The organism is Cyanobacteria bacterium GSL.Bin1, from assembly GCA_009909085.1.
Lineage (GTDB): Bacteria > Cyanobacteriota > Cyanobacteriia > Cyanobacteriales > Rubidibacteraceae > Halothece.
Genome location: JAAANX010000026.1, coordinates 25,251 through 38,229 on the forward strand (window position 1 = coordinate 25,251; position 12,979 = coordinate 38,229).

General features: G+C 42.1%; 12 protein-coding genes. 5 read left to right on the forward strand and 7 right to left on the reverse strand.

Features of this window, described 5'->3' with window-relative positions; genetic code table 11:
- Positions 1 to 24: 24 nt before the first annotated feature.
- A complete protein-coding gene (locus GVY04_01300; GenBank protein NBD14810.1) occupies positions 25 to 1,149 on the reverse strand; it encodes a transposase in 1,125 nt (374 codons plus the stop codon).
- A gap of 43 nt (positions 1,150 to 1,192) precedes the next feature.
- On the opposite strand from GVY04_01300, the gene tnpA reads away from it, so the two are divergent.
- The 3 genes from tnpA to GVY04_01315 all read left to right on the forward strand — a co-directional run bounded on the left by tnpA (position 1,193) and on the right by GVY04_01315 (position 3,745).
- Positions 1,193 to 1,591 (forward strand): IS200/IS605 family transposase, encoded by a 399-nt coding sequence (gene tnpA / locus GVY04_01305; GenBank protein NBD14811.1) that lies wholly within the window; start codon positions 1,193 to 1,195, stop codon positions 1,589 to 1,591.
- Positions 1,592 to 2,072: 481 nt separating this feature from the next.
- Positions 2,073 to 3,062: a GTP 3',8-cyclase MoaA gene (gene moaA / locus GVY04_01310; protein NBD14812.1), complete on the forward strand. Its 990-nt coding sequence runs from the start codon at positions 2,073 to 2,075 to the stop codon at positions 3,060 to 3,062.
- A 95-nt stretch (positions 3,063 to 3,157) separates the two neighbouring features.
- Positions 3,158 to 3,745 carry a transcriptional repressor gene (locus tag GVY04_01315; protein NBD14813.1) on the forward strand — a complete coding sequence of 196 codons (588 nt, stop codon included), beginning with the start codon at positions 3,158 to 3,160 and terminating at the stop codon, positions 3,743 to 3,745.
- Positions 3,746 to 3,750: 5 nt separating this feature from the next.
- Here the strand turns inward: GVY04_01315 and GVY04_01320 are convergent, their stop codons facing one another.
- The 5 genes from GVY04_01320 to GVY04_01340 form a co-directional block, all read right to left on the reverse strand.
- Positions 3,751 to 4,887, reverse strand: a complete 1,137-nt coding sequence (locus GVY04_01320; GenBank protein ID NBD14814.1) for a mechanosensitive ion channel — start codon at positions 4,885 to 4,887, stop codon at positions 3,751 to 3,753.
- A 30-nt stretch (positions 4,888 to 4,917) separates the two neighbouring features.
- Positions 4,918 to 6,057, reverse strand: coding sequence for a mechanosensitive ion channel (locus tag GVY04_01325; protein NBD14815.1), 1,140 nt, complete (start codon positions 6,055 to 6,057; stop codon positions 4,918 to 4,920).
- Positions 6,058 to 6,087: 30 nt separating this feature from the next.
- Positions 6,088 to 7,260: a mechanosensitive ion channel gene (locus GVY04_01330; protein ID NBD14816.1), complete on the reverse strand. Its 1,173-nt coding sequence runs from the start codon at positions 7,258 to 7,260 to the stop codon at positions 6,088 to 6,090.
- 27 nt (positions 7,261 to 7,287) lie between these two features.
- Positions 7,288 to 8,511 (reverse strand): mechanosensitive ion channel, encoded by a 1,224-nt coding sequence (locus GVY04_01335; protein ID NBD14817.1) that lies wholly within the window; start codon positions 8,509 to 8,511, stop codon positions 7,288 to 7,290.
- 116 nt (positions 8,512 to 8,627) lie between these two features.
- On the reverse strand, positions 8,628 to 9,074 hold the full coding sequence (locus GVY04_01340; GenBank protein NBD14818.1) for a SufE family protein: 447 nt from the start codon (positions 9,072 to 9,074) through the stop codon (positions 8,628 to 8,630).
- 72 nt (positions 9,075 to 9,146) lie between these two features.
- Between GVY04_01340 and GVY04_01345 the strand changes: the two genes are divergently transcribed.
- Positions 9,147 to 10,127, forward strand: coding sequence for a Gfo/Idh/MocA family oxidoreductase (locus GVY04_01345; protein ID NBD14819.1), 981 nt, complete (start codon positions 9,147 to 9,149; stop codon positions 10,125 to 10,127).
- Positions 10,128 to 10,130: 3 nt separating this feature from the next.
- Positions 10,131 to 11,561 (forward strand): family 14 glycosylhydrolase, encoded by a 1,431-nt coding sequence (locus GVY04_01350; protein NBD14820.1) that lies wholly within the window; start codon positions 10,131 to 10,133, stop codon positions 11,559 to 11,561.
- A gap of 371 nt (positions 11,562 to 11,932) precedes the next feature.
- Here the strand turns inward: GVY04_01350 and GVY04_01355 are convergent, their stop codons facing one another.
- Complete coding sequence (locus tag GVY04_01355; protein ID NBD14821.1) at positions 11,933 to 12,661, reverse strand: hypothetical protein; 729 nt, start codon at positions 12,659 to 12,661, stop codon at positions 11,933 to 11,935.
- Between the last annotated feature and the right edge of the window lie 318 nt (positions 12,662 to 12,979).

A 12,979-nucleotide genomic window follows, 5' to 3' on the forward strand; every position in this document is an offset into this window, starting at 1 on the left:
CTAAAAGCGCGTGGGATTCAGGACTCAAACAGAAGTTGCAGGACAAGCCTGTCTTACACTTCCTACTCCCACAGACGGAATCCCGCCTGTTTTTAGGTTCTTAGCTGCGTTTAAATCTCGATCATGACGAGTATAACAGCTTGGGCAGTCCCACTCCCTAACTTTCAACTCCAAGGGTTCTAAAACATATCCACAATGACTACAAGTTTTAGAACTAGGAAACCATTGGTCTCTATAAACAACTTGTTTCCCTTTCTTGAGCGCAACCCACTCTAAAATATCAAGAAATTCCCTTAATGCTAAATCAGAGACTTTTCTCCCCCAGATACGCATCATTCCTTTAAGATTTAAGGTTTCAAAATAGAGAGTGTCGAATTGGTCGGTTAACTGATGAGCAAGTTTCCAGAACCAGTCTCTTCTTTGGTTGGCTACTTTCTCATGACAACGAGCTAAATGTTTTCTTGTTCTCTCTCGACCTCTTGAACCTTTCTCCTTTCGGGATAGTTGTTTGTTGGCTTTTCTAATCTTTTTTAAGGAACGTTTTAAGAACAGAGGAGACTGAATCTCAAATCCTTCCGAGCAAGTTAGAAAACTCTTTAACCCAAAATCAAATCCAGCGATTTGACCCGTCTCAGATTTAATCTCTTGCGGAGAAGGAGTATCGACAACAACTGTTAAAAATAACTCACCTAATGGAGTTCTTTTAACCGTTACGGTTTTGACTTTCCCCTCAATGGGTTGGGAGTTCCAGAATTGATAGACTCGTTTTCCGATTTTGATCCGATTTCCACTAAGAAACTTGTAGCCAGCTTGTTTAAGCGTGAATGATTTATATTTCTTTACTTTCTTAAAGTTAGGCGGTCTAACCCCTTTCTTGTTGTGCTTAAAAAACAACTGGTAGGACTTTTCAATTCGTTGGCAAATATCTTGAACGGATTGAGAGCCTAACGTTTGCCATTGAGGATTTCGCTTTCTCAACTTGGCAATATGCTTCTGAAGTTTAGCACCGTTCAAATGCTTTCCAAACATACGATAATACCGCTTATGAAGGGCGATACAGTGATTGTAGATTACCCCTGCGGTATTAATTTGTCGCTTAAGATAGCGATTTCGCTTGTGTTGGTAGAGTTTGAACTTTATTGTCTTCATTATGTCTATAATAACAGATCAATAGACAACCCAGTAATCCAACATGAATCAAAAATATCGACACGATAACACATCGGTTTCTCTTTTGAACTACCATTTTGTGTGGATTACAAGGAGACGAAGAAAAATATTAGATGGTCACTTAGACAAAAGACTGAAAGAGTTAATCTATCAAGCAGTAGAGGAGATAGAATGCGAGGTTATTGCTCTACAAACTCATTACGATCAGGTTCATCTCTTTGTTAATGCTCACCCTCGATTAGCTCCTTATCAAATTATGCACAAAGTTAAAGGATACTCTTCTCACTTCTTAAGAAAAGAGTATCCTTGGTTAAAGCAAAAACTTCCAAGCCTGTGGACAAGAAGCTATTTTGTCTCTACTGCGAATCAAGTTTCAGGTGATACGATTAAGCGATATGTGGAGGATCAAAAAAGTCATTAATCGAATTGGTTCGTTTTCAGGCTATCGTAGGCGCGAAGCGACTTCTCGAAGAGTAGCCTTCAACTCACCGCCTTATATCCCACGACTAAAAGCACGTGGGCTTTACGGCGATTCCTGTAAGCCAATTCAATTCAGTGACCTTCTCTTGACAAGAGCGAGCTCGAATTAATTCTGCAAACAATTAATGAAGTTATTGTTGTGCTGAGGTTTGCAGTAAGCATCATTTCCACCTCTACCCTGTCGTTGCTGTAGCGGTGTTTTGCCAATATGGGGCTGAATGCTAATGCAGGATTCATTTACTGAGTGATCAGCGTTTTTATCTTCCAGTCCTGATGCTTTAATCATAAGGGTTCAATTTATTACTATGATGAGCCGGCAAAAGTGTTAGGCTTGCCAGAAAGTGTTTTAGGAGAGGCTCGATTAAGATTGATTTTTAATCTTGCTCCCAATTCAGTCGCAAATTAAAAGATAAAAATGCCTTATGCAAACGATTGATTATCTTCGCATCAGTTTAATTGACCGCTGCAACTTTCGCTGTCAGTATTGCATGCCGAGTGAGGAAGAACTCGCTTATCTCCTGAAAGAAAATCTCCTCACCCAAGAAGAAATCATTACTCTGCTCAAAAAAGTTTTTATCCCTCTTGGTTTTAATAAATTTCGCTTAACCGGAGGCGAACCGTTATTGCGTCCTGATCTGGTTAAGATTGTTGAAGCAATTACTGCCCTTCCTGAAACCCAAGACTTAGCGATTAGCACCAATGGTTTTCTGTTAGAAAAGTTTGCTCAACCTTTGTATAATGCAGGATTACGACGCATTAATATCAGTTTAGATTCTCTCAATCCAGCCAATTTTGATAGCATTATTGGTAACAATGGGCGCAGTCGTTGGCAACAAACCTGGAATGGAATTTTAGCCGCCCATGCTATTGGGTTTGATCCTCTCAAGCTCAATGTTGTTGTCATTCCGGGAGTGAATGATCAAGAAGTGTTAGATCTCGCTGCCCTAACCTTTGAAAAAAACTGGCACGTGCGGTTTATTGAGTTTATGCCCATTGGCAACAGCGAATGGTTCAGCGATCGCGCTTGGATTCCCTCAGAAGAAATTCGTCAAGACATTCGTCAAAAATGGGGCTTAGAAACCTCTCAAGTGCATGGCAATGGTCCGGCAGATGTCTTCGAGATCCCAGGGGCTAAAGGTACCCTTGGTTTTATCTCCCAAATGTCAGAATGTTTCTGCGATCGCTGCAACCGGATGCGCCTTTCTGCTGATGGCTGGCTGCGCCCTTGTTTGCTCAATGAAACGGGGCAAATTGATCTGAAAACGACCCTGCGCAACTCTCCTAACTTCCACCAAATGCGTCAGCAAGTAAAACAAATTATTGCCATGAAACCTGAAATCAACTTCAAAGAACGGGATAATGGTACAGTGACAGGAAATTACACCCGTACAATGTCCCAAATCGGCGGTTAACTTTTCTTTGCGCTTATCAATAATTAAAACTTGTTGCAAGTGAGCCGATTAACGAGTATCATTTTCAATATATAGCATTTATTGCCAAGAAAACTATGGTTAGGCAACCCTATACCTCATCCTCCCTGAAAGCAGAACTGAACTCTCGCGGTTGGCGACTGACCCCTCAACGGGAAACCATCCTTCATGTCTTTCAAAACCTGCCTCGTGGCCATCATCTCAGTGCAGAAGAACTCTTTCATTTGCTGCAAAAGCGAGGCGAAGAGATTAGCTTATCTACCATTTATCGCAGCGTCAAACTGATGACACGCATGGGGATTTTGCGAGAGTTAGAATTAGCCGAAGGACACAAACATTATGAACTGAATCGCCCCCACCCCCATCATCACCATCACATTGTTTGTATTCAATGTAATCGCACCATTGAATTTAATAATGACTCGATTCTCAAACAAAGTCTTAAGCAAGCGGAAAAAGAAGGACTCCAACTCATTGACTGTCAGTTAACCATCATGACCATTTGCCCTGAGGCAATTCGGATGGGATGGCCCTCTGCGCTACCGAGTAACTGGGTTTGTACTCGTGCTATTTCGGAAAGTCATCCTGAAGAGAGCATTGAGGAAATAGAACAAGAAATTGCTGAAAGTGAATCCTCTCAACAACAAACAACTAATAATTCCTAAGCAGACTACTTAGTAACTGGCGAATCAACATAAATCATCGGTTCTTCCATGGAAAATTCTAGTTGGTTATCAGACAATTGCTTACCAATTTCTTGGTTCGCCACTTCCACTAACCGCTTACGGAGGTTGAGGGAGCTACTACTGGAACTAAGGAGGAAAAAGCTCACCCGAGCCCGAGTTCCCGGTTTATCTTCCGGTTCAAAGGTGGCAATGCGAATACTTCCCGGTTCCACACCAAAAATTTGACTGAGGCTATTTCCTAAAACGCGATCCACAAATGCTCGCTCGGGGTCATTGAGCACTTTCTGAAAATCTAAGTAGAGCAACGCCATTACTTTTGTACCCCGAGAAATATTTTCCACATCCATACTTGCCATTAGCGAATTCGGAACAATCAAAAGGGTATTTTGAGCAGCCAGTCGAATTTTAGTGGAACGAATGCCAATGGACTCCACACGACCGTAAATATCTTCCGCTGCGGGGTTGAAATTAGCACGGACATATTCCCCTGGGACATAAGGACGATCTAAGTAGAGGACAATCGTACCCACAATCTGCGATAAAACTTCTTGGGCAGCAAAAGCAACGGCAATCCCGCCAATACCAACCCCGGTCAAAACACTCACCAGATTCAAATTTTGACTATTGGCAAACACAATCACAGCAAAGAAACCAATGATGACATTGGCAACGGTTTCTCCCACCAGGAGAAAATCATCCATCTCTTTGCTGAAACGTTGCAGCAGTAACACGCCATAAACCCGAATCATTTGTCGTACTAACCGTGATAGCAGCCAAGCTATGGTAATTGTTAGGGCGAGATAAACAACGAGTTGTAAAAAGTCATATAATCCAGGATAACCTTGAAACCAGTTAATATTGATAGCGGTAATAATTAAAACACCCGTTCGAGCAATTAAACCTCGCAAGGGAGCAACCACTTTGTCATAAGGATCAGCAATCACTTTTGGGGCAAAACGATCAATACTCCATTGAAAGAAGGAGGGGAGCAATCGCCCTACTAAAATAGCAACTACGGTAAAAAAGACAAACCATCCTAGGTTAATCCCAAAGTTAATCAGTTCTGCTCTAAAGTTGTCATCAATGGCAAATACTCTTTGAAAAATTTCTAAAATATCCATTATCTTCTTTAAGGCAATACAATATAAAAATTACAGAGGAACCGGTGAATCAACATAGATGGTTGGTTCGGCAAATTCAAACTGTAAACCTTCGGTTTGCAATTGCTTAGTAATCGATTCGTTGGCAATTTCTACTAAACGTTTTCGGATGGCGAGCGACTTTTCATTGGATCCTCTAATAAATAAGTTAATGCGAGCACGGGTAACGGGTTGATCCTCTAGTTCAAATAATGCAATTTGAATGCCTCCGGGATCGAGTCCAGAAAGCTCTTTATGAAAACTTTCTTCAATCACTTTGTAGACCAAAGCAGATTCTGACTCATCTAAGACACGAGCAAAATCGAGGTAAAATAGCACCATCACTTTGGTGCCTCGGGAAATATTTTCCACATCCATGCTCACCATGAGTGAGTTAGGGGCGATTAAAAGAGTATTTTTAGCAGCAAGTCGGATTTTAGTCGAACGAATGCCAATGGACTCCACTCGCCCGTAGATGTCTGCACCTCGGGGATTAAAGTTAGCCCGGATATACTCTCCTGGAAGATAAGGGCGATCCAGGTAAAGGATAATTGTCCCAACCACTTGCGATAGAGTCTCCTTCGCCGCAAAAGCAACGGCAACCCCGCCAATACCTACACCGGTCAGAAGGCTGATCAAATTGATACTTTGACTTTGGGCAAAGAAGATAACCGCAAAGAAACCAATGACAAAATTGGCAACGGTTTCACCCACAATCAAAAAATCATCTGCTTTCCGATTCAAATGCTGAATCAGCTTCACCCCATAGAATCGAGTGAGTTGTCGGATGACTCGGGATAACAACCAAGCAACGGTTATGGTGAGGGGGAAATAAACCACCAACTTTAAGAAGTCATATAAACCGGGGTAAACTCGAAATAGGTTAATGTTAATGGCAGTAACGGCAAGAATTCCAGACCGAATTACTAATTGGCGCAAGGGACCCACTAAACGCTTGTAAGACTCGAAGAAGCTATCGGGAGCAAAGCGATGAACACTGGAGCGTAAAAAAGAGGGTAAGGTTAATCCTACTAACACGGCAAGGAGAGTAAATAAGATAAACCATCCTAGGCGAATGCCAAACGCTAACAATTGTCTTTGTAGTTCAGCATCAATTCCTAAGGCCTGTTGGAAAGTTTCTAGAAAATTCATGAGTTTCCAAAACTTGCTGGCAAGTCATTTTTAGAGGGTTACTGGCGAATCGACATAAGTGGTGGGTTCGGCAAATTCAAATTTCAACCCCTGGGCTTGTAATTGATCGCTGATTGATTTGTTAGTAATTTCGACTAACCGTTTACGGATCATGATTGATTCTTCGTTCGATCCCATGACAAACAAGCTAATGCGAGCTCGGGTTCCCGGTTTGTCTTCCGGTTCAAACAGAGCAATTTTGGTACTGCCTGGGTCGAGTCCGAAGAGTTCTTTGTTGACACTTTCTTGAACCACCTTATTCACTAACGCGCGCTCGGATTCATCCAGAACATTATAAAAATCAAGATAAAAGAGAACCATGACTTTCGTTCCCCGAGAGATATTTTCGATATCTTTAGTGACCATCAAGGAGTTGGGAACCACTAATAAGGTATTGGTAGCGGAAATCCGCAGTTTAGTCGAACGTAAGCCAATGGACTCGATGCGCCCATAAACATCTTCTTGGGTAACCACAAAGTTAATGCGAACGTATTCTCCAGGAAGATAAGGACGGTCTAAATAAATAACAATGGTGGCAAGAATTTGGGAGAGGGCTTCTTGGGCTGCAAACGCGATCGCGATCCCCCCAATCCCTAAACCGGTTAGTAAGGCAATCAGGTTAAAGTTTTTACTTTGAGCAAAAATCAACACCGCAAGAAAGCCAATGATCACATTCACTGTGTTTTCAAAAATCAGAATGAGATCGTTCACTTCTTGACTCACTCGTTTGAGAAGAGTTACACCATAAATCCGAATCGCTTGTTTGGCCACTCTTGACACCAGCCAGGCGACACTGGCCATTACCGCAAAATCAGCAATAAAGTTAATCACGCCATAAAACGGCTCATAACTCTTGAGGAAATTGAGACTAATATCAATGAGGATTAGGCTCAGTGTTCTCACAAAAGCATCACGGAAGGGATCGGTAAAGGTTTTGTATTCTTGAAATTTTTCTGGGGGCAGCGATCGCGCAGTAAACCACAGCAGAATCGAAGGGGTGACCCGACTCACCAGAATGGCAAGGACAATGCAGATTAATAATCCTGCCAAACGAATTCCCAACAGAATCAGGAATTCTCGCGTAGGTTGGTCAAACTCCAAAAGCTGGGAAACCTTCCAATTTTCTGGAAGAATTTGTAAGGGATTAAAGGCAAGTAGATTCATCGCGCTTCAATATTCATTCAATGTGGACTAGATATTCATTGGAGAATCGACATTAATCGGTTTCTTGTCAATTTGGAAACCAATGCCGTAATCTTTGAGACGTTTACTAATGTTCCGTCGGGCAGCATCTAAGAGTTGGGTCCGAATTTCCAGCGCCATTGAACCTGAGCCAAGAATAAAGAACGTCACCTGCGCTTTCACTTGCCCTGATCGACCATTACTCGTGTTACCAACATCCTGGAAGGTAACCTCCGTTAAGCGATGGTCAATCCCATAAATATCTTTGGTGCTGTCGAGGATAATCTGGCGCACCAATGCCTTTTCTTGTTCCGGAATACTGCGCTCAAAAAAGATATTGAGCAGGGTAATAATTTTCTGCGCTCCCGAGAGATTCTCAATCGACATCTGGGTGAGCATACTATTGGGAATCACCACGAGGGTTCCTTTCCCCGAAAGACGGATTTTACTGGAACGCCAGCCGATGGCTTCTACCCGACCAAAGGTGCCATCTTGGAGATGAATATAATCATCGACCACAAAGGGACGATCAACATATAGAAGAATCGTCCATAAGACTTGTTCGAGAACTTTCTGAGACGCAAACGCGATCGCCAAACCACCAACGCCAATACTTGCAATTAAGCCCGTGATACTAAGGCGATGAGACTCGGCAAAGATAAAGATAACAATCAGAATAATCAGAGCATTAGCCACAAATTTGATAAAGGCTAACAGCTCACTGTTGACATTGTTTCGGCTTCTCAGCGCTAAATCGAGGAGATATCCCCCAAAAAATTGATCAAAGAGGGTAAACGCTAAAAGACAAATATTAATCGCGATCGCGCCACCGAGAAAAAATTCACTGATGTATAACCAAGTGGGTTTATCCGGGGTTAATAATAAAACAATATCCCCAATGGAAAGGAAGAAAGATAACGCAATCCATCTCTGATAAGGGGCAAAGATTTGTTGATAGGCTTCTCGTAATTCGGAAGGGAGAAAACGAGAAACCAGAAAGCTCAGAATCCTTGGAATAACAAAAATAGTGGTGATGATAAGGAGAGCAAAAAATCCTACAATCAGATAAATGGGGTCGATAGAGATCGGTTGTCCAGAAGTCAATCGCTCTACTTGATCAAATAACTCCAGCATCGACTCTGCCGCTTCTAGAGAAGACGAATCTGTCTCTAAAAAATGTTGAAAAGTTGGAAAGAAATAATTCTGATTGGTCGTGCTGAACACAGTAATCATCTGGCCTTATGGCAAGAATAAACAACGAATTCCAGCACATTGTACAGGACTAAATTTATTTTTGCATACCCCTAAATGCTGAGTTTAACTTATAACTAATTGGAGATGACTTCTGTTTAAGAGGATGTTACTTCTGACTGAGCCATATTAAACCCTAATGCTTTCTTCTTCATGGTTTGAAAAATATTATAAAAGCCGTTGGCGCGGGAGGGAGTCAGGCTTACTTTTAAACCAGTTTCCTCAATAAAATCAGGAGAAATCTGTAAAATTTCTTCTGGAGTTAAGTCATTTAAACCATCAATTAAAAAGGCAACTAACCCTTTCACTAACTGGGCATCAGAATCCCCTAAATAGTGAACTTTACCATCTTGAAGACTAGCGGTAATATACACTTGAGAAACACAACCAGATACTTTATTTTCGGGATTTTTTGCCTCTTCTGGCATGATTTCTAATTTCTTGGCATACCACAGCAATTGCTGATATTTTTGTTTCGGATCGCTGCGACGTTTGAAACGTTGTACAATTTTTTCTAACTTGGGTGGCAAAGCAGTAGCAGACATTTCGTTCCTTCTCAATTTATGCTTCTTACTGGCTAGTCCCCTATATCATAACAATTTCATCCCTTGGCACTTATGACACAATTGATTCAGATTGGTATTATTGGCACTGGTTTTGCTGCGCAAAAACGCGCGGAAGCATTTGCCCAAGACAATCGCGCTCAAGTCGTTGCAGTTGCAGGATATCGCCCAGAAAGCCGAGAAACTTTTTGTCAAACCTATGGCGTTACCGGTTACGATTCCCCGCATCGTCTAATTGCTAACCCCGATCTGGATCTGGTTGTCATCTGTAATATTAATGCAGAACATGGGAAGTTAGCCCAAGCGGCTTTAGAAGCGGAAAAGCACGTTGTTTTAGAATATCCCCTGGCTTTAAATCCGGAACAAGCGCAATATCTAATCACCCTAGCCAAGCAAAAAGACAAACTGCTTCATGTGGAACACATTGAATTACTCGGTGGCTTACACAATGCCATTCGGGAGTGGTTGCCTAAAATTGGCAACGTTTTTTATGCCCGTTATAGTACGATTAATCCCCAACGTCCGGCGCCGCAAAAATGGACGTATCACAAGCAGTTATTTGGCTTTCCCTTTAGTGGGGCACTATCCCGATTTCATCGCTTTACAGACTTATTTGGCAAGGTCAATGCTGTGAATTGTCATAGTCGCTATTGGGACAGAGAAAACCCAGATCAATATTTTGCCTGTTTAACTCATGCGCAACTCCAGTTTGCCAATGGCTTACTTGCAGATATCATCTATGGCAAAGGAGAAGTCTTTTGGCAACCGAACCGTCTTTTTGAATTGCATGGCGATGAAGGCACTTTGATTTTTGATGGCAATGAGGGAAAACTGATTCGAGGTGAGGAAGAAATGCCAATTGCAGTGGGGAGTCGGCGCGGGTTATTTGCCAAAGATACTGGGTTGGTGCTTGATTATTTGACAACTGGGAAATCGCTTTATGTCGCCGTTACATCTAGTTACTATGCAACGAGAGTCGCCGATGCAGCGCGAGTGGCTGCAGAAACCGGTAAAACAATCTTTTTGGAAAATTAATCATTGCTGAAGGTGAAGCAACGACGCAAGCTTGCAATTCGTTTCTTGTTTGGGGTCATCGCCGCGATCGCGCTGACTTTTCCCTGGCAAGGGGTTACTTCTCCCACGCCAGTCAAAGACTTTAACGCCATTGCCCCTTTAGAAATCAGAATGGAACAAGAATGGCGGGCATTTCGCCGTCAACTCGCGATCGCGCAAGCCATGGGAATCGATGCCATTGCCACCGATATCTGGTGGGGAAAAGTGGAAGCGCAAGGGGATCAACAATTTAATTGGGACTATTATGACCGCTTAGTTGCAGAAATTGAAGCGGCAAACTTACATTGGATTCCCATTCTCTCCTTTCATCAATGTGGCGGGAATGTCGGTGATGATTGTGAGATTCCGATTCCCTCCTGGATTTGGACCCATTTCCCTAGTGTTTCCCCGCGAGATCTCCAATATGTCAGTGAAAAGGGCAATGCGAGTCCAGAAGTCGTTGCGTTGTGGGCGGATCAATTGGTGATTCCGCAATATCAGGAATTCATGGTTGCCTTTAGCCAACGCTATAGTGACCAAGCAGAAATTATTGACGAAATCCAAATCAGTCTTGGTTCAGCGAGTGAATTGCGCTATCCCTCTTATAATGCCCATGATGATTATCACTATCCCCATCGCGGTTATTTTCAAGCCTACAGTGACCCGGCAAAGGCGTCTTTTCAAAGATATGTGCGCGATCGTTATGGCACTTTAGAAACAGTGAATCGTGCCTGGCAAACCCGTTTAACCTTCTGGCAACATATTCAGCCACCGCAACAGCCGGAACAATTTGTGCAACAGCGCGACTACAGGGATACGCAGTATGGGAGAGACTTCATCGATTGGTATCACCAATCATTGCTTCATCATGGTCAACAGATGTTAGAGACAGCCCATCAAACGCTACAGGGGGAGTTTAGTAAAATTCCTTTGGGCATAAAAATTCCTGGGATTCATTGGCAAATTGCCCACCCCAAAACACCTCGCATTACTGAAATCACAACAGGGTTAATTCCAACCAACATTAATTTTCACAGTCCGACCACTGGTTATGGTTATCTGCCCCTACTGCAACAAGTGGCGAATTATCTGAAAACCGCAACCTCTCGCGAAGTGATTTTGCATTACACCGCCGTAGAATTTTCCAATGGGCGCGATCAAAAACTGAAAGCCCATTCTCGGGCGAAAGATTTAGTGGGATGGATTGCCACCACTGCTGGTGAACTTGGCATTCCCCTGAAAGCAGAAAATGCGTTACAAGGAGAACTGAGCAATCCCAAAGCTTGGGAAAATATTAATGGAGCCCTCAACCGCTATCCCTTCTCCGGGTTTACAGCTTTACGCTTAGCAGAGGTGACACAAAATCCAGTTGCCCATCGCCAGTACCGACAATTGATTCAAAACTCGACTGACTAACCTCAGTATAGTCTCAGTTGTATCTTTTGGGGCCTTTTTTCAGCAAGAGAAAACTTACATCCTCTGCTGCTCGATCAACCCCAGCAATTAAGGCTTGAATATTTTCACTATAGCGTTGTAAGCAAGGAAACAGGGAAAAGTGAACCGTAGGATACAGGTTGGTTTCAACAGTGCGGAATGTCTTAACCGCCGATCCTGCGGGAATTTAATGCATCAAAAAAATTGGTATAAGTTCTTTAGTAAAATCTAATCGAGAGCGTTCAGCAGCGATATTGGAAGGATAAATTTCTTTTCAATACAGGTCGCATTGCTGTTATGTAATTCTTGTCTTTTGTTCCTGCATTACTCAATTTAGCGTCTGAAGTCGATCGCTATTTCCAGGATTCAATCTGGTTTTGATGCACTCTCTTGAACTGGAATTGTACTTCTTGGTAGCGCTCACCTATATAAACCAGTAGAGCCCAGATAAAGACTATAACGCCTATAATTTCAAGACTTTCTTCGATAGTGACAATGATTTGATATGTTAAATTTGTCATCCCATAGGTTTCAGCGAAGTATCCACCAATTAACTCAATTCCCATAGCACCGCAAAGGTAAATGCTAGCAGCAATTAAGAAAGCGATCTTCGTTTGTTCAGGAAGGCGTAACCAAAATTTCAACAAAATCAGTGCCACTATAGAGACAAGGAAAAAATAAGGTATGACCCAGGCAAAATAAAAAATACCAAGATTATCGTTACCTAATAGTGTACGCATTGGAGATATAAGTTCTTCGTGTACGCTAAAAACTTCATCAAATGCCATATAGAAAAATCCGACGGCAAGGAATCTCCAATAGATTGGTCTTTTTTCAAGAAGAGTGATAATGGCCAGGAGTAAAGCTGAAAAAAGTAGTAAAAGGGCAGAATAATAAGTCGGAAGATTTTTCTCATGGTCAACATTGACCAGATTAATAAATTTGAGGGTTAGGGGATCTTGAATCCCATTCAAATAAATTATTAACTGTCCTGTAACACTAGCCAGGATCAGGATAAAAGCGATTGTCCCCAGAAAAACAGCAAACCAAGATGGAGATAACTGTATATTTCTTTTTCTCATTTCAAAATCATTAGTTAAATTAAGCTTACTTTTAGCTTAACCTATACTTAACCTAGTGGGCTGTCAACTTAGAAATGAGCAATGCATCAAGCTAAGAAATAGGATAATTCCAAGTTTTCAGAAACATACTATTCCTCAAAACAAACTTGATGACTTACTAGTGCAACGCCGTAGAAGTAACTGACCACTAAAGTTGAACTAATACCAATTTGCTAAATACCTGCTACAGATAGTGCTTCCAAAATAAATTGCCAACCCGTTACCGAAGCAATCACTTCAGTTGTTAAGCTGTTCAACATTTCTCTGAGTTTTTCTCTC

Bases quoted from the DNA above. Each gene is read 5' to 3' on its own strand.
- GVY04_01345 (NBD14819.1), top strand. From the start codon at position 9,147: ATGACACAATTGATTCAGATTGGTATTATTGGCACTGGTTTTGCTGCG.
- GVY04_01355 (NBD14821.1), bottom strand. From the start codon at position 12,661: ATGAGAAAAAGAAATATACAGTTATCTCCATCTTGGTTTGCTGTTTTT.
- GVY04_01325 (NBD14815.1), bottom strand. From the start codon at position 6,057: ATGAATTTTCTAGAAACTTTCCAACAGGCCTTAGGAATTGATGCTGAA.
- GVY04_01340 (NBD14818.1), bottom strand. From the start codon at position 9,074: ATGTCTGCTACTGCTTTGCCACCCAAGTTAGAAAAAATTGTACAACGT.
- moaA (NBD14812.1), top strand. From the start codon at position 2,073: ATGCAAACGATTGATTATCTTCGCATCAGTTTAATTGACCGCTGCAAC.
- GVY04_01320 (NBD14814.1), bottom strand. From the start codon at position 4,887: ATGGATATTTTAGAAATTTTTCAAAGAGTATTTGCCATTGATGACAAC.
- tnpA (NBD14811.1), top strand. From the start codon at position 1,193: ATGAATCAAAAATATCGACACGATAACACATCGGTTTCTCTTTTGAAC.
- GVY04_01330 (NBD14816.1), bottom strand. From the start codon at position 7,260: ATGAATCTACTTGCCTTTAATCCCTTACAAATTCTTCCAGAAAATTGG.
- GVY04_01300 (NBD14810.1), bottom strand. From the start codon at position 1,149: ATGAAGACAATAAAGTTCAAACTCTACCAACACAAGCGAAATCGCTAT.
- GVY04_01335 (NBD14817.1), bottom strand. From the start codon at position 8,511: ATGATTACTGTGTTCAGCACGACCAATCAGAATTATTTCTTTCCAACT.
- GVY04_01315 (NBD14813.1), top strand. From the start codon at position 3,158: ATGGTTAGGCAACCCTATACCTCATCCTCCCTGAAAGCAGAACTGAAC.